This is a genomic window from Streptomyces sp. NBC_00984 (assembly GCF_045162475.1).
Classification (GTDB): domain Bacteria; phylum Actinomycetota; class Actinomycetes; order Streptomycetales; family Streptomycetaceae; genus Streptomyces.
Genome location: NZ_CP108734.1, coordinates 1,670,488 through 1,686,304 on the forward strand (window position 1 = coordinate 1,670,488; position 15,817 = coordinate 1,686,304).

At 70.4% G+C, this 15,817-nt stretch carries 13 protein-coding genes; 6 read left to right on the forward strand and 7 right to left on the reverse strand.

The window, feature by feature from the left end:
* Positions 1 to 27: 27 nt before the first annotated feature.
* Complete coding sequence (locus OG520_RS07210; protein ID WP_399332906.1) at positions 28 to 585, reverse strand: hypothetical protein; 558 nt, start codon at positions 583 to 585, stop codon at positions 28 to 30.
* Positions 586 to 1,810: 1,225 nt separating this feature from the next.
* Here OG520_RS07210 and OG520_RS07215 point away from each other — a divergent pair.
* Positions 1,811 to 2,659: an IS5 family transposase gene (locus OG520_RS07215; RefSeq protein ID WP_331748887.1), complete on the forward strand. Its 849-nt coding sequence runs from the start codon at positions 1,811 to 1,813 to the stop codon at positions 2,657 to 2,659.
* Positions 2,656 to 3,072 (forward strand): hypothetical protein, encoded by a 417-nt coding sequence (locus OG520_RS07220; RefSeq protein WP_331737104.1) that lies wholly within the window; start codon positions 2,656 to 2,658, stop codon positions 3,070 to 3,072. Before OG520_RS07215 ends, OG520_RS07220 begins: the two co-directional genes overlap by 4 nt.
* 192 nt (positions 3,073 to 3,264) lie before the next feature.
* Here OG520_RS07220 and OG520_RS07225 read toward each other — a convergent pair whose 3' ends face one another.
* The gene (locus tag OG520_RS07225) at positions 3,265 to 3,558 is read right to left on the reverse strand and encodes a hypothetical protein (protein ID WP_399332910.1); all 294 of its coding nucleotides are present in this window, start codon (positions 3,556 to 3,558) and stop codon (positions 3,265 to 3,267) included.
* A 1,086-nt stretch (positions 3,559 to 4,644) separates the two neighbouring features.
* Here OG520_RS07225 and OG520_RS07230 point away from each other — a divergent pair.
* Positions 4,645 to 5,709: a biotin/lipoate A/B protein ligase family protein gene (locus OG520_RS07230; protein WP_406012605.1), complete on the forward strand. Its 1,065-nt coding sequence runs from the start codon at positions 4,645 to 4,647 to the stop codon at positions 5,707 to 5,709.
* Positions 5,710 to 5,756: 47 nt separating this feature from the next.
* On the opposite strand, the gene OG520_RS07235 is transcribed toward OG520_RS07230, so the two are convergent.
* Complete coding sequence (locus OG520_RS07235) at positions 5,757 to 8,276, reverse strand: SpoIIE family protein phosphatase (protein WP_406016434.1); 2,520 nt, start codon at positions 8,274 to 8,276, stop codon at positions 5,757 to 5,759.
* A gap of 83 nt (positions 8,277 to 8,359) precedes the next feature.
* Positions 8,360 to 9,841, reverse strand: a complete 1,482-nt coding sequence (locus OG520_RS07240) for an amidase (RefSeq protein WP_406012606.1) — start codon at positions 9,839 to 9,841, stop codon at positions 8,360 to 8,362.
* 234 nt (positions 9,842 to 10,075) lie between these two features.
* Between OG520_RS07240 and OG520_RS07245 the strand changes: the two genes are divergently transcribed.
* Both OG520_RS07245 and OG520_RS07250 read left to right on the forward strand, forming a co-directional pair.
* Positions 10,076 to 10,738 carry a hypothetical protein gene (locus tag OG520_RS07245; RefSeq protein ID WP_406012607.1) on the forward strand — a complete coding sequence of 221 codons (663 nt, stop codon included), beginning with the start codon at positions 10,076 to 10,078 and terminating at the stop codon, positions 10,736 to 10,738.
* Positions 10,735 to 11,775, forward strand: a complete 1,041-nt coding sequence (locus OG520_RS07250; RefSeq protein WP_406012608.1) for a nucleotidyl transferase AbiEii/AbiGii toxin family protein — start codon at positions 10,735 to 10,737, stop codon at positions 11,773 to 11,775. Before OG520_RS07245 ends, OG520_RS07250 begins: the two co-directional genes overlap by 4 nt.
* A 60-nt stretch (positions 11,776 to 11,835) precedes the next feature.
* Here OG520_RS07250 and OG520_RS07255 read toward each other — a convergent pair whose 3' ends face one another.
* Complete coding sequence (locus tag OG520_RS07255) at positions 11,836 to 12,189, reverse strand: hypothetical protein (protein ID WP_266429075.1); 354 nt, start codon at positions 12,187 to 12,189, stop codon at positions 11,836 to 11,838.
* 220 nt (positions 12,190 to 12,409) lie between these two features.
* Between OG520_RS07255 and OG520_RS07260 the strand changes: the two genes are divergently transcribed.
* Positions 12,410 to 13,186, forward strand: a complete 777-nt coding sequence (locus tag OG520_RS07260) for a hypothetical protein (protein ID WP_406012609.1) — start codon at positions 12,410 to 12,412, stop codon at positions 13,184 to 13,186.
* Here OG520_RS07260 and OG520_RS07265 read toward each other — a convergent pair.
* Together OG520_RS07265 and OG520_RS07270 are read right to left on the reverse strand one after the other, a co-directional pair.
* Positions 13,149 to 14,699, reverse strand: coding sequence for an NCS1 family nucleobase:cation symporter-1 (locus tag OG520_RS07265; RefSeq protein ID WP_406012610.1), 1,551 nt, complete (start codon positions 14,697 to 14,699; stop codon positions 13,149 to 13,151). The genes OG520_RS07260 and OG520_RS07265 overlap by 38 nt on opposite strands.
* A 112-nt stretch (positions 14,700 to 14,811) precedes the next feature.
* Positions 14,812 to 15,813, reverse strand: coding sequence for a TIGR03842 family LLM class F420-dependent oxidoreductase (locus OG520_RS07270; RefSeq protein WP_406012611.1), 1,002 nt, complete (start codon positions 15,811 to 15,813; stop codon positions 14,812 to 14,814).
* Positions 15,814 to 15,817: the final 4 nt, after the last annotated feature.

A 15,817-nucleotide genomic window follows, 5' to 3' on the forward strand; every position in this document is an offset into this window, starting at 1 on the left:
GTCCCGGACGGGCTGACTCGCGAAGGTTCAAGCCGCGCCGAGCGACGTGGGTGCCCGGTGAGTCCTGCGCAACCAGTCGTCGAGGGTGACGAAGTCCGATTCGGTGAGGCCCAGGCAGGGGTCGACCCGATGGAGCAGAGCATGTCCTGGATGGTGAGTGGATACCCAGGCGCGATCGGTGTCGGTGATCTCGTCGTCGACCCATGTGAATGAGCGTCCGGCAGCCCAGTCGACGAGGGCGCGGGTTTTCCAGTGCAGTCCGTCTCGCTCGTCCTGCTCTTCTTGGTCGAACGACTCCGGCCAAAGCACAACTGCCAACTGCGGCAGGCCGATCCGCGGGGCTATGTGTTCGTTCGCATCCGCCATCCATGTCGTGGCCCAGATCAGATCGCACGGCAGCGCCGCCAACCGGGGACCGTGCGCCGGATTGATCCTGGCCAGCAACGGATTCGCATTGGCCCCCTGCGGTTCGGGGGCCGGGTAGGTCGGATAGCCGTTTGGGTACTGCTGCGGCGTCGCTCCGAAGGGAATGAGGGGTCCGTCGACATCGAGGAAGAGCAGTGGAGGCTGTGCAGAACCGGTCACCTCCGCACGATAGCGGCTTGACCTGATAGTCCCGAGTCGATGAGCAGGTTCGCCAAGCGGCAGTGGACCCGACCTTCGCGTGCCGAAGATCGGGCTCCTATCGGCGATCATTCCGCGGTTCCGCCGCCGGCAGGCTCCTGAGCAGCAGGACCACCCTGCTTACGGAGGACTCACAGCTACCACTCCACCTGGCCGCTCAATTCTGCCCAGGTATAGCTGTCCATACTGTCGTGAGGGCCGATCCTGGAGAGTTCCGAGCCCGTCACCCCCCACAGCCACGAGGAGCGGTCGTATCCCCCCGTGGCCCGTGGACGGGGACTTCCAGACCACGATGAGCCATCCCTGCCCAGGCACCTCGATCCGTCGGTCACCGAGGAGGAGGTGATTCACCTCGGCCGCCACCCGGAGTTCGCTGGACCCGACCCACGAGCCCATCCCGATGAAGTCCGGATGACGATGCCGCAGGCGACAGGCATAACTCAGGCAACCTGCGCCTCCGCCGAGCTCGATCATGCCGACCTGCCCCGGCTGGCCCACCGCCAGCCTCTCGGCTGGCAGGTCACCGCCCGACGCACTCCCACGAGCTGTGCACTGCCACTTCTCGCCGCAACGCTCAATCAGTGCGGTATGCGTCTCTGCTCTCGCGGATCCGGGACGCCAGACGAGCCAGACTGCGCCGACGCCTGCATCCAGGTCGACGTCACCCGACACCAGGGTCACCCAGCGGCGAGGCAACCAACCGGGCTGCGACGCCTCACCGTTGACCACCCGCCGGACCTCCCTCGGCAGAATGATCTCCATCCAGCGGTCGATACGGCGTATCCGACGCAACTCCGCGCGAGTGGACATGTACACACGGTACCCAGAGGCGAAGCCCGCGACGACTGTCGGTGGCCGGTTGGATCTCCCCGCCCACGGCCGCCTGACGGGGAATCAAGTGGCCGTGGCTAGACGCACTGTCAGTGACGAACGGGGTCCCCTCATCTGGGTGAGCCACCGATGTCCACGGTTCTTGTGGTGGCGTCGTCGGCCAAGAGGCCAACTTGGGTTTGGGTGCTCTGCCATGCGGCGGACGGACGCTCGGACGTACTTCAGCGGCCGTCGCACGGGTCGTGGCCCTCAGTGGGCGGTTCGTGACTCTATGAGTGGTTCTGCTGTCGCCCGATGGTGTGGGCGAAGCCGGAACGTTCCGGTCCGGTGCCGGTGGCCTGCTGGGATCGGTGGGATGAGTGAACGCAAGCCATACCAGAGTGACTTGTCCGACGAGCAGTGGGCGTTGATCGAGCCGGTGCTCACGGCCTGGAAGAACCGGCACCGTTCCGTGAGCGGCCACCAGGGCCGCTATCCGATGCGGGAGATCGTGAACTCGATCCTCTACCAGTCCCGGACCGGCTGTCAGTGGGCCCTGTTGCCGAACGACCTGCCGCCGAAGAGCGCGACGTACTACTACTTCGCCGCCTGGCGGGACGACGGCACCGACCAGCAGATCCATGAACTCCTGTGCTGCCAGGTGCGGGAGAGAAACCGGCGATTAGAGGACCCGACCCTGGTGATCCTGGACACCCAGAGTGTCCGGGCGGCCACCGGGGTCCCCGCGGTCACGACGGGCAAAGACGCCGCGAAACGGGTGCCTGGCCGCAAACGGGGACTGGCCGTGGACGTCCTCGGCCTGGTCATCGCCGTCACCGTGGTGGCCGCCAGTGTCCACGACAACGCCGCCGGCATCGCTCTGCTCGACCAGGTCGCCGTCGCGGCCGGCGGCTCGGTCAGCAAGGCCCTGGTCGACCAGGGCTTCAAGAACCAGGTCGTCATGCATGGGACCGCCCTCGGCATCGACGTCGAGATCGTCCGGCGCAACCCTGAGGAGCGGGGATTCGTTCCGCAGCCGAAACGGTGGCGGGTGGAGCAGACGTTCGGGACCCTGATACTGCACCGGCGCCTGGTCCGCGACTACGAACACCGCCCAGCCTCCTCCACCTCACGCGTCTACTGGGCCATGACCCACGTCATGGCCCGTCGGCTCACCGACGCGAGCACGCCCACCTGGCGCGATCCGCAGGTGATCGGCGCGTGAACCTCAACCCCCTCCTCCAGGCGCTCGACCTTCAGGAAGACGCAGTCCGGGCCCTGACCAACGATCTCCGTACCCAGATCGACACCCTTCAGACCCAGCTCTGCGAGGCCGAACTGCGTCTGGAACACCTCGCCATCACCCGCACGACCATCACCGGCCTCGCCGACCGAATCCCGGTCCAGAGTGCCGACCCATCAGGGAGTCTGGAGCTGCCCGAGCACCCGGACTACCCGCGCATCCTCACCGTCTTCAACGACACCACCGGCCCACTGAGGGCCCGCGACATCTGCCAGGCCCTCGACTTCGAACTCCTGCCGAAACACATAGAACGCACCCGCGCCAAAATGAAACGCCTGGTCACACTAGGAATCCTCACCGAGGTCGAGCCAGGAACCTTCAGCAAGAAGCAGTAACCAAGTCCGGAACGGACATCAACTCACGAACCGCCCACTCAGACACCGGCTTGGTGTCTGCCGCCAGGCAGGATGAGTACACCCGCGGCGGCCTGGGCCGCGGCTTCGGTTCCGACGTGGCGCCCACGGCAATGATTGCCCCGGCACAGACGAAGGTTAGCCCTGCCATCGCGGCGAGCCAGGTAGCGCGGCTCACTGATCGCCACGGAAGTGGTTACGGAGATCGTCACGGCAGTCGTCCTCGGTGCCGACCTGTACTCGCGAGAAGACCAGCATTCCGTCTCCCTTGCCTTCCTGCTTGGCCTTGGCCAGCTGCGTCTCGATGTCCGCGATGCGCTCGGCGCACTCGGCGCTGACGGACTTCTCGGGCTGCGGGGCCGGTGCCGAGGAGGCGTTCAGTTTGGCGGTGGCGGCGAGGCCAGCCGCGCACAGCACCGCCCACGCGGCAACCCACGAGCGGCGGCTCATCCGTATCGGCTTAGGCATCCAGGCATCCTACGAGCGCCACGGCGGGCTGTCGCCGAATCGGGACTTCCTCGTCGACGAGACCAACGGCGGAGCCAGCTGGCGTCGCCGACGAGGGCGGCGGTGTCTGACCGATCGCGCGTCAACTTTGGCCGGCTGTTGTTCAGCCTCGACTGCTCGCCGAAGTCGGCGCGGGCAGTCTCGCCTTTCACGTTCCGGCCGCAGCTCGGGGCGTCTCCTGCAGGCCGCCGTCGCCTACCGCCCGACACGGCCGCTGGCCTCGCCGCGGCTCGGTCACGCACCGTATCAGGCGGCGCGAAACCGGGGAGCGGAACCTGGCCACCAGCGGGGACCGCCTGTGGGGAGTTACTGGCCGTACGCGGGGAAAAGATCGGCTCTGAGAGCCAAAAGATCTTGGCCGCCGTCAGACGACGGATCACAACCTTGGATTGCCGTGGGGAACGTCGTCGAGCAGCTTGCGGGCCCGGAATGCCTTGGCCATGTCCTCGGCAACTGGCCCGGCTGGTCCCGAGCGTGGATGTGGTGTGGTGGTGTCACGGAGGCCCCCTGCGAGCGAGACGGACGTGGCTGGGGGCGCCCGAGTTCATGAGGTCGGTGACTGGCACGGATATCAGCAGGTGCTCCGCCACGTCACCGCCCAGGGCGAGGACCGGCCCGCCGTCGCAGTAGCGGTGGAGGCTGTGGGACCTCACACAGCGCCAAACGCAGCCATCGCCCCGCGCCTGCTCCAGGGACTTTTCAGGGACTTTCAACGCTGTGAGAGGGACATAGGAAAGACTTTCAGCCGCCTGAAGCAACAGGCTGTTGAAAGATCAGAAAGGGCCTCCGACGCAGGTCAGAGGTCCTTCTTGGTGCAAAACTGCAGGTTGCGGCAGACGAGTCGGGCTGTACGCCGGGTCCTGTTCGGCCCGCAGGCGTATGACAGGCCTGACGGTTGCACTTCCGATGCCGCTCCAGCGGCATCGAGGCTGTGCAGCCGCTCGTCATGAACAAGCATTAAAGTGCGATGCGAGGTATGTGCGCGTCTATGCCATGTCGGAGCAACAGGCTCAGGGTCCATGCCGCGCACTGGAAGGGAACGAAGCCGTGCATGGCGAATACAAGGTGCCCGGCGGCAAGCTTGTCGTCGTAGACCTGGACGTCGAGGAAGGCGTACTACGCAACGTGCGCGTCGCCGGGGACTTCTTCCTGGAGCCCGACGAGGCAATCCTCTCGATCAACAGGGCCCTGGAGGGTGCCCCGTCCTCAACGGACGCCGCAGGCCTGGCGGCCCGGATCACGGCGGGGCTGCCGGAGTCGGCCGTCATGCTCGGGCTGACCGCGGAGGGCGTCGGCATCGCTGTTCGGCGAGCGCTGGCCCATGCAACCGAGTGGAGCGACTACGACTGGCAGTTGGTGCACACGGAAGCGCAGGCCCCGGCCCTGCACATGGCACTGGACGAGGTCCTCACCGCCGAGGTGGCCGCCGGGCGGCGGGCTCCCACGCTGCGGGTCTGGGAATGGGCCTCGCCTGCTGTGGTCATCGGCAGCTTCCAGTCGTTGCGCAATGAGGTGGACCCCGAGGGGGCGGCAAAGCACGGAATGACCGTGGTGCGCCGCATTTCTGGTGGTGGGGCCATGTTCGTAGAGCCCATGAGTACCATCACGTACTCCCTGTCCGTGCCGGAGTCGCTGGTCTCCGGCCTCTCCTTCGCCGACAGCTACGCCTACCTCGACGACTGGGTGCTGGGCGCCCTCGGCGACATGGGTATCAAGGCCTGGTACCAGCCGCTCAACGACATCGCCACCGATGCCGGAAAGATCGCCGGCGCCGCTCAGAAGCGGATCGTCGGTTCTGATGGTGGCCCTGGAGCCGTCCTGCATCACGTGACGATGTCGTATGACATCGACGCGGACAAGATGCTGGAAGTCCTGCGTATCGGCAAGGAGAAGATGTCCGACAAGGGCACCAAGAGCGCCAAGAAGCGCGTCGACCCGCTCCGCCGCCAGACGGGCCTCGCCCGGGAACAGGTGATCGAGAACATGATCGCCTCCTTCCGCAACCGCTACGGGCTGACCACCGGCGAAGTCACAGCGGAAGAGATGACCCAGGCGGAGGAGCTGGTGCGGACGAAGTTCGCCACCGAGGAGTGGATCGCCCGGGTGCCGTGAGGGAGTCGTGGGGAGAGGAGTGGTGAGGGGCGGCCCGGCCCGAAATCTCAGGTTCCCGTCGCCGGGAGCTCCTGCTCGGTCCAGATGATCTTGCCTTCGGCCGTGTAGCGGGTGCCCCAGCGGCGGGTGAGCTGGGCGACGAGGAAGAGACCGCGGCCGCCCTCGTCCGTGGTGCGGGCGTGCCTGAGCCGCGGCGAGGTGCTGCTGGTGTCGGAGACCTCGCAGATCAGTACGGACTGGCGCAGCAGCCGGAGCCGGATCGGCCCGGTGGCGTAGCGCACCGCGTTGGTGACCAGCTCGCTGACGATCAGCTCGGTCGTCATCTCCAACTCCTCCAGGCCCCAGGTCCGCAGCAGCTGGGCGGTCCGGGCCCGGACCCCGGCGACGGCGGCCGGGTCGTCGGGGACTTCCCACGAGGCGACGTGGTCGGCGCTCAGCTCGTGGGTGCGGGCGAGCAGCAGGGCGACGTCATCGGGCTGGGGCACCGAAACCAGCTGCTCCACGACCGACGCGCACAGGGCGTCGAGCGGTAGTCCGCGCTGGGCCAGGGCGCCGCCGAGCCGGGACATGCCGAGATCGGGGTCCCAGTCCCTTCCCTCGATGAGTCCGTCGGTGTAGAGGCCGATCAGGCTCCCTTCCGGCAGGATGATCTCCGCCGTCTCGAACGGCATTCCGCCCAGGCCCAGCGGGGGTCCCGCGGGCAGTTCGGGAAAGCTGACGCGCCCGTCCGGGGCGACGACGACGGGCGGCGGGTGGCCGGCGCGTGCCATGGTGCACTGCTGGGTGACCGGGTCGTACACGGCGTACAGGCAGGTGGCGCCGAGCACGGGGGTGCCGCCGCCCTCCTCACCCTCGGGTTCCGCGTCGCTCAGGCGGAGCACGAGGTCGTCGAGGTGGGCGAGGAGCTCGTCGGGCGGCAGGTCCATGTCGGCGAGGGTGTGGACCGCGGTGCGGAGCCGACCCATGGTGGCCGCGGCGCCGATGCCGTGGCCGACGACGTCGCCTACGACCAGGGCGACCCGGGCGCCGGACAGCGGGATCACGTCGAACCAGTCGCCGCCGACACCGTCCTTGGCATCCGCCGGGAGGTAGGAGGAGGCCACGTCCAGGGCCATTCCGCCGGGCAGTGAGTGCGGGAGCAGACTGCGCTGCAGGGTCAGCGCCGCGATGTGCTCGTGGGTGTAGCGGCGGGCGTTGTCCACGCACACGGCCGCCCGTGCCACCATCTCGCGGGCCGGAAGTACGTCGTCCGGTTCGAAGGGGGCGGGATTCACCGACCGGATGAAGGTGGTCAGGCCGAGCACTGTGTCCCGGGCCCGCATCGGTACGGAGATGAGCGAATGGAGTCCGTATTCGCGGATGCGCGCCGCCCTGTCGGGCTGTTCGGCCGACCACGCGTGGTTGTCGGCGTCGAGGACCGGGATGAGGACGGGTTCGCCGTCGATCAGGAACCGCATGTCGTGGGGCGGGGGCACGAAGTCCACGGGTTCCCCTACCCGGTTGACCGCCTCCGGGCAGCCCTCGTGCACCGAACTCATCCCTGCGCGGCGCATCCTCGGCCGGGAGGAGCCGGTGAGGGCACCGGAACGGGCGAGCTCCGGCCCGGACAGCCCCGTGCCCGGCGGGGGCCACGGGCCGGGCTCATCGGGCCTGGCGACCGTCTCCAGCAGGTCGACGACGACGAAGTCGGCGAACCGCGGCACCGCGAAGTCGGCCAGCTCCTGAGCCGTACGCATCACGTCCAGGGTGGAGCCGATACTGGCTCCGGCATCGTTGACCATGGCCAGGCGCTGCTGGGCATTCCACCGGTCGGTGACGTCCATCACCATGTAGCAGACGCCGGTGACACTGCCATCGCTGTCGGTCAGCGGGAGGTACGACGTGGAGTAGGCGCGCTTGCGGCGCGGATCGGCCCAGGTCCAGCCCAGGTACTCGTAGTCGATGACGGGGACCCCGGTGTCCAGCACACCGCGCATCAGCGTCTCGATGGCCTCGGCCTCCAGCCCCGGGAGCACTTCGCTCAGCCGGCGGCCCATGCGGTCCTCGCGCGGAACGCCGCCGAGGCGTTCCAGGGTGTCGTTCATCCAGGTGTAGCGAAGGGCCGGGCTCAACACCGCCATGCCGATCGGCGAGCCGGTCAGGAAGGCGTCCAGCACGGACTGCCCGACCGTCCACTCCGGCCGCCGTTCGCGTCCGGAGACCAGGAAGCACTCCCGGCCGTCCAGGTGAAAGGAGGCCGAGACCCGGAGGTCCAGCTCGACCTGGCCGCCGTCGCGCCGCCGCACGTCGGCGACGCCCCGCCACCCCACACCCGCGCGGCAGCGCTCGGCGATCCCGGCCACCCGGACCGGGTCCTCGGGCATGGCGAGCAGGAAACCGGCGGACCGCCCGACCACCTCAGCGGCGCGGTACCCCAGCAGGTCCTGCGCGCTGTGCGTCCAGCCCACGACCGCTCCGGTGTCGGCGACCACCGCGGTCGCGTCGGTCGCCGTGTCGTAGGAGTGCCGGGATGTGCTGGGCGGCGAGGGCTCGGCGCCGGGCGCCGACTGCGGACCTGCACACGCCATACTGGCCACCACCCATCCACTCCTTGTCCATGATCCCGCCTCCCGCGCTCAGGTGCGAGCGACCGCGGGCGGGCACGGGGTGGTCAGTCCCCGGCCCCACCCGGCGCCGGCCCGACCGGCGGCGGGGCCGGGGGCCGGTGCTCGTACCAGCGCCGGTCGGCCTCCAGCTGGGCGGCGAGCGAGATCAGCCGCTCCTCGCTGCGGGACGGGCCGAGCAGCTGCGCCCCGACGGGCAGCCCGTCGGCGGTGAACCCTGCCGGTACGTTGATGCCGGGCCAGCCCAGTACGTTCCAGGGCCAGGCGTACGGGCAGGCCTCGGTCATCGCCAGATCGGTGCGCCAGGCGCTCAGCCCGTCGAACCGGCCGATCGGGGGCGGCGGCAGGGCGGTCGTCGGGGTCAGCAGTACGTCGTACCCGGCGCGGCCCCGGGACGGACGGAAGAACGCGCCGATCCTGCGGTGCTGACGCACCTCCCGCTCCCTGGCCGCCCGCACCACCCGGCCGCCGAGCCGGGTGCCGGTGCGCAGCGCGCTGCGGGTACGCGGGTCGAGGAGGGCGGGGTCGGGGTGGCGGGCGGCGAGTTCGGCGATCCCGGCGGTGGCGCGGGGGACGAAACCGAGGCCGATCAGCCCGTACTGGGGTCTCGCCTCCTCGACGTCGTGGCCCAGTCGGGTGAGGGTCTCGGCCAGGGCGAGGACGGCCCGCCGCACCTCGGGGTGGGGCGCGGAGCCGGTGAGGGTGAGCGGGGGCCGCCAGGCGAGGGCGATGCGCAGTCGGCCGGGGTCGCGGCGGGCGGCGGTCGCGGCGGCGACGGGGGGCGGCCGGTGCGGGTCGTCGGGATGGGACCCGGCGACCACGTCGAGCAGCAGTGCGGCGTCGGCGACGGTCCTGGCGAGCGGCCCGTTGACGGTCAGGCCCTGGAAGGCATCGATGTGCGGGTGGCCGGAGATCCGGCCGCGCTGGGGCTTGATGCCGACGAGATGGGTCCAGGCCGCCGGGATACGGACGGACCCGGCGCCGTCCGAGCCGAGCGCGGCGGGTACGAGACCGGCCGCGACGGCCGCCGCGGAGCCGCCGGACGAGCCGCCGGGAGTGTGGCCGGTGTGCCACGGGTTGCGGGTGGCGCCGAAGGCGGGGCCCTCGGTGAACGGCCACTGGCCGAGTTCGCAGGAGTTGGTCTTCCCGACGATCACGGCCCCGGCCGCCCGCAGCCGGCGTACGGCCTCGCTGTCCGCGGTCGCGGCGGGCAGATCGCCGTCGCAGCCGAAGTAGGTCGGCATCCCGAGGACGTCCGTGTCGTCCTTGACGGCCACCGGAACGCCGAGCAGGGGCAGCCGCTCCCCCGCCGCGAGCCGCCGGTCGGCCTCGGCGGCCTCGGCGAGCGCGGCCTCGGCGCGCAGATGCCTGAAGGCGTTGAGGGTGCCCTGGCTCGCTTCGATACGGCGCAGCGCGGCGGACACCTGCCCGACCGAGGTGGTGCGGCCCTCGGCCAGCTCCCGTGCGCTGTCGGCCAGCCCCGTCGGGCCGGCCGGTCCGGTGGTTTCCACGGCTTCCGTTGAGGACATGGGCGGACTGCCTTCCTCGTATCGGCAGAGGCGCGCAATGCGTCTGTGGGCCCGAAGCACCTGTGTGCCTGAAGCATCTGTATGCCCGAACGAACTTACCGGAGGGTAACGAGTAGCGAGCGGTCCACTCAACCGTTCGGTGGAATGTGGCCGGGCATCGCTCCGGAGAGTGTCAGTGCCGCTTGCTACGTTCCCCGGTGGGAACGGGCGGCGAAAGCACTGCTGGAGGGGTACGTGGAAGCGCAGTTCGAGGGCGAATTCGAGACTCACCTGACGGTGCGGTTCGATCCCCGGGCCGACGGGGCGGCGGAGGGCGAGCGGCTGGCGCGCTGGGCGGAGCGGCACGGCCTGAAGCTCACCCGCATCGTCCTGGACCGCGGTGCCGTGCCCGACCAGCCCATGCTGACCGAGCAGGGGCGGGGTTCGCTCTCCCGGCAGCGGGCCGCCGCGGGGCTCCGGGCGGAGGCGCTGCGCGCGGCGGGGTTCCCCGTCGTGCGCGTGAAGATCGAGGCCGCGCCGTGGAACGAGGACATACCCCGGACGGCCGACGAGGCCGCCGCACTGTCCCCCGACTGCCACTTCGAGCACCACGTCAAGCTGCTGCTCTCCGGCGACCCCGACCTCGCCGCCGCACGGGCCGCGGCCGAGCGGCACAGCGCGCACCTGTCGCACAACGCCCGCCGCACCGACGGGCAGGGGCGCCACGAACGGTTCGTCACGCAGCGCTGCCGCGCGACCGGCCGGTCCGGGGCGCGGGCCCGGCTCGACGCGCTCCTGCGCGCGCTGGACGACGCGGGGCTCGAAGTCCTGGAGACCGAGGAGGAGTTCGTGGTCCACGACGACCATCCGGCGGTGGACGCGGGCTGGATCGACGAGCGGGCCGGGGCGGCGCTGTGAGCACGGGCGACCGCCCCGTTCCCGGGGAGCCGGTCTTCGACGACCCGGCGCTCGCGCCGCGCTGGCGGGCCGCCCGGCGCGCCGTCCAGGACCATCTGCTGCGCGTGATCGCCGGGTCGTCGTGGGGCGACCAGCTGGTCCTGCGCGGCAGCCTCCCCCTCCAGGCGTGGGTGGGCGCGGCGGCACGGGAGCCGGGCGATCTGGACTGGGTCGTGTTCGGGCCGTCGGCGGAGGAGTTCGTGGACCGCCTCGCCCCCTACCCGCACGTCGACGGGATCGAGACGGTCCAGCACTGGCCGGAAGCCGCGCACGGCGCGGCCGCTCCCGAGCTGTGGACGGACGAGGAGAGCCACGAGACCGCCGGCGCCCGGCCCGTGCTCGCCCCCGAGGGGCTGCGCTGGGTCGAGATCGACGGCCCCGACGACATCGATCCGCCCTCCTCCGCCACCGAGGAGGTCGTCGCCGCCCTGACGGCCGGGCCGCTGCCGCCCGAGGGGATACGCATCGAGCCGAGCCGGGTGACGTCGGACGGGGTGTGGATGTACCGGGAGTACGAGACGCCCGGCGTGCGGGTCGTCGTGCCCTGGCAGGCCGACGGCCTGCCGCCGGGCGAGCTGCGGATGGACTTCGCCCAGGACGAGCGGCTGCCCCGGGCCCCGGTGTGGACGGCCTGTCCGCGTGGTGACGGCGGGCCGCCGACGCCGGTCCGCACCGCGGACCCGGGGCTCTCGCTCGCCTGGAAGCTGTTGTGGCTCGCCGAGGACCAGGAGGCGGAGGGCCGGTCGGCGGCCAAGGACCTGTACGACGCGGTGCTGCTCGCGGAGTACCGCAGGGCGCGGCTCTCGCCCCGCCTGCTGCACACCGTGCTCGGCCCGCACGCGGAGGGCTTCACGCCCCGGACGGTGCTGGACTGGCCGGTGGACTGGGCCCGGTTCCACGCCGCGCACCCGTGGGTGGACGGCGGCCCGGACCGGCTGCGGGAGCGGCTGGCCGCCGCGCTGCCACGGCTGCTGGAGCGGAACGCCCCGCAGCCATGACGGCCGGACCGGACCGGCCACCGGGCACGGCGGCCGGTCCGGCGGAGGTGCGGACGCGGCCTACGGCTGGACGGTGATCTCGCCGATGCCGGTGCCGAGGCCGGCACAGTGCGCGGTGGACTGACCGGACTGCCCGGGGGCGAGTGTGACGTGCTCACCGTCCACGTCCGGGGACCAGCCGCAGACCAGGTGCACCCAGAAGGTCTGCGTCGTACTGCCGTCGTTGCGGCACAACGCGTAGCCCGTGTAGTCGTCGATCTCGTGCTTTCCGGTGTCGCAGGACAGACCGGGCGGCGTCGCCGCGGCTGTCACGGCGGTGGCGACGGTGGCGGGAACGGCGAGCGCGGCTGCCGTCCCCGCCACGACGGCGCCCCGGAGCACGGCCCTGGACACACTCCCCATCGACAGCTTCATGTCTCCCTGTTCCTCCTCGCTGGTGATGAACTCGGTGCGCCGACAACCGTCCCCCACCGCCCATAACACAAAACGAGGCAAAACATCACACTGTGTATGCGCCGTGGTGGTGTTCTCCGCCGCGCGACCGAACCGCCCCCGGCGTACGCTCGGAGCAATCGGATGCACCTGAACAGGCCCGAGGGGTTCCGCACCCCGCGGGTTCTACGAGGGAGGCGACGTGACCGGTCGACACAGCGGCACACGCCCTGCCGTCTGGGCGGCGGTCGTCGTGCTGGGACTCACCGGCGGCAGCGCCCTGGGCGGCGGTGCGGCACGGGCGGACGGCGGCATCGACAACCTTTCCGCGCAGCAGATCGCGGACCGTTCGCGCGACGCCCTCCTGAGCGCCCGTTCCCTGCACCTCAGCATGCGCGGCGACCTCGGCGACAGCGCCCCGCCGATGACTCTGGAGCTCACCCTGGACCGGGACGGGAACTGCAACGGGTCGGTGGATCTCGGCCACAGCCAGGGTTCGGTCCGGATCGTGAAGCGTGGCGACCAAATCTGGGTCAAACCTGACGCGAACTTCTGGAAGAACCAGGTTCCGGGCGGTGGTTCGGCCTTCGCCGCGATCCTCAACGGGCGTTACATGAAGGGTTCGGCCACCGACCCGCGACTGCGCAGCCTGGCGGACGGCTGCGATCTGGACACCTTCCAGAAGCTCGTCGGCGACAACGCCGACAACGACCGGGGAACGCTGAACAAGGGCAGGAAGACCACGCTCGGCGGGGCTCCGGTGGTGCCGCTGACCAGGATGCGGGACGGCCGGACGCTGACGATGTACGTGGCGGCCACGGGCAAGCCGTATCCCCTGAGGATCACGATTCGGGGCGGCGGGGCGGACGCGGTCGTGGGCTTCTCGGCCTTCGACAAGCCGGTGCCCACGACCACGCCGCCGCCGGACCAGACGTACGACATCAGTGCTCTGCTGGGCCGTACGTCCGCGCCGGTGTGACGCCGGACCGGCCGCTGAGCACCACGTACAGCAGCAGCGACGAGGCCAGCCCGACCGCCCAGCCGTAGTCCGCGAGCGGCTTGAGGAACGGGATGAGGCCGCCGGCCGGGAAGGGCCCCGTCCCGGGGGCGGAGTGCGAGCCCCCGATCGCGAGGACGCCGCCGACGGCGAACGCGACGACGGCACGCCAGTTCCAGCCGTTCGTGTACCAGTAACGGCCACCGGGGCGGTAGAGGTCCGCGAGGTCTAGCACGGTGCGGCGGACGATCCAGTAGTCGGCGATCAGGATGCCCGCGACCGTTCCCAGCAGCCCGCCGACCAGCCCGAGCCAGGTGAAGATGTACAGCTCCGGGGTCTCGGTGAGCTTCCACGGCATGATGAGGACGCCGACGACGCCCGTGATCAGGGCGCCCGTACGGAAGTTGATGAACCGGGGCGCGAGGTTCGCCAGGTCGTACGCGGGTGACACGACGTTCGCCGCGATGTTCACGGAGACCGTGGCGACCAGCACCGTCACCAGGGCGTAGAGCAGCCCGAAGACGTTGTCGGTCCTGGCGACGAGCTGGACCGGGTCCCAGATCGCCTCGCCGTACACGGCCTGCGAGCCGGAGGTGACCAGGACGGAGAGGAGTGCGAAGACCGTCATCGTGGTCGGCAGGCCGAGCGCCTGGCCCCGGATCTGGGCGCGTTGGCCGGCCCCGAAGCGGGTGAAGTCGGGGATGTTCAGCGAGAGCGTGGCCCAGAACGCGATCATGCCCATCAGCGAGGGGAAGAAGACCGGCCAGAACTCCTTGCCCCAGCCGAGCTTCGAGTGCTGGTCGAGCAGCGGGCCGAAGCCGCCGGCCTTGACGGCGACCCAGACCAGCAGCACGACGGCGCCGACGATGACGAACGGTGCCGCCCAGTTCTCGAACCGCCGCAGGGCGTCCATCCCCCGGTGGATGATGGCGAGTTCGAGCGCCCAGAAGAGGACGAAGCAGAGCCAGAGCGTCCACGGCTGCCCGCCGATCTCGGACGCCTTCGCCCAGCCGCCGAAGATCTTCCCCAGCAGGGTGAAGATGCCGACGCCACCGATCCAGGTCTGGATGCCGAACCAGGCGCAGGCCACCGTGGCCCGGATCAGTGCGGGCAGGTTGGCGCCGCGCAGCCCGAAGGAGGCGCGGGCCAGCACCGGGAAGGGGATGCCGTACTTGGGTCCGGCGTGCCCGGTGAGCAGCATGGGTCCGAGCACGATCAGGTTGGCCAGCGCGATGGTGAAGACGGCCTGCTTCCAGTCCATGCCGAGGGCCACGAGACCGGAGGCCAGCAGCCAGGACGGGATGTTGTGGGCCATGCCCACCCAGAGCGCGGCGAAGTTGTACGTCGTCCAGCGGCGCCGTTCCAGCGGGACGGGCAACAGGTCCTCGTTGACGAACCGGTTGTCGGTGGGGACGGTGCCGGGGGCGAGCTCGATGCGCCCCGAGGGGCCGGATATGGGGTCCTGCGATGGAATCGGTGGGACGGTCGAGGTCATGGCGGCTGGACCCTTCGCTCGGGAACGGTGCCGTGCGGGGCGGGGGCGGCGGTACGGCGGTGCGGGGACGGGGGTGCGGACAGCCGTGGGGCGCGGCCGAGGGAGGGAAGGGTCAGTCGGACAGGGCGGGGATGATCTGCGCGCCGTAGGCGTCGATCGTCGCCTCCCGCGCGTCGTGCATGTTGTATACGGCGAACTGGTCGACGCCCAGATCGCGCAGGACCCGCAGCTTCTCGATGTGCGCCTCGGCGGGGCCCAGCAGACAGAACCGGTCGACGATCTCGTCCGGCACGAAGGTGGTGTCGGGGTTCCCGGCCCGGCCGTGGTGGCTGTAGTCGTAGCCGTGCCGGTCCTTGATGTAGGCGGTCAGGGCCTCGGGGACGAGCCCGGAGTGTGCGCCGTACCGGGAGACGAGGTCCGCGACGTGGTTGCCGACCATGCCGCCGAACCAGCGGCACTGCTCGCGGGCGTGGTCGAGGTCGTCGCCCACATAGGCGGGGGCGGCTACGCAGATGGTCACGGAGTCCGGGTTGCGGCCCGCCTCTGCCGCCGCGTCCCGTACCGCCTTGATCATCCACTCGGTGAGGAACGGGTCGGCGAGCTGGAGGATGAAACCGTCGGCCTTCTGCCCGGCGAGGGCGAGCGCCTTCGGACCGTACGCGCCCATCCAGACGGGGAGTCTGCCGTCCTTCACCCAGGGGATCTGGACCGGCTGCCCGTCGACGGTCGCCTCGCGTCCCTCGGCGAGGTCGCGGATGACGTCGATGGCCTCGCCGAGCCGGGCCAGCGTGTTGGGTCTGCGTCCGGCGACGCGCATCGCCGAGTCGCCCCGTCCGATGCCGCAGACGGTGCGGTTGCCGTACATGTCGTTGAGGGTGGCGAAGGTGGAGGCGGTCACCTCCCAGGTGCGGGTGCCCGGGTTGGTGACCATGGGGCCGACGACGAGGTGTTCGGTGTGTTCGAGGATCTGGCTGTAGATGACGAACGGTTCCTGCCAGAGCACCGTCGAGTCGAAGGTCCAGCCGTAGCGGAAGCCGTTGCGTTCGGCGCGGCGCATCAGACCGACAACGGCCGAGGCGGGCGGGTCGGTCTGGAGGACGAGTCCGAAGTCCATGACG

Bases quoted from the DNA above. Each gene is read 5' to 3' on its own strand.
- OG520_RS07255 (WP_266429075.1), bottom strand. From the start codon at position 12,189: ATGAAGCTGTCGATGGGGAGTGTGTCCAGGGCCGTGCTCCGGGGCGCC.
- OG520_RS07240 (WP_406012606.1), bottom strand. From the start codon at position 9,841: ATGTCCTCAACGGAAGCCGTGGAAACCACCGGACCGGCCGGCCCGACG.
- OG520_RS07270 (WP_406012611.1), bottom strand. From the start codon at position 15,813: ATGGACTTCGGACTCGTCCTCCAGACCGACCCGCCCGCCTCGGCCGTT.
- OG520_RS07265 (WP_406012610.1), bottom strand. From the start codon at position 14,699: ATGACCTCGACCGTCCCACCGATTCCATCGCAGGACCCCATATCCGGC.
- OG520_RS07225 (WP_399332910.1), bottom strand. From the start codon at position 3,558: ATGCCTAAGCCGATACGGATGAGCCGCCGCTCGTGGGTTGCCGCGTGG.
- OG520_RS07215 (WP_331748887.1), top strand. From the start codon at position 1,811: ATGAGTGAACGCAAGCCATACCAGAGTGACTTGTCCGACGAGCAGTGG.
- OG520_RS07235 (WP_406016434.1), bottom strand. From the start codon at position 8,276: ATGGCGTGTGCAGGTCCGCAGTCGGCGCCCGGCGCCGAGCCCTCGCCG.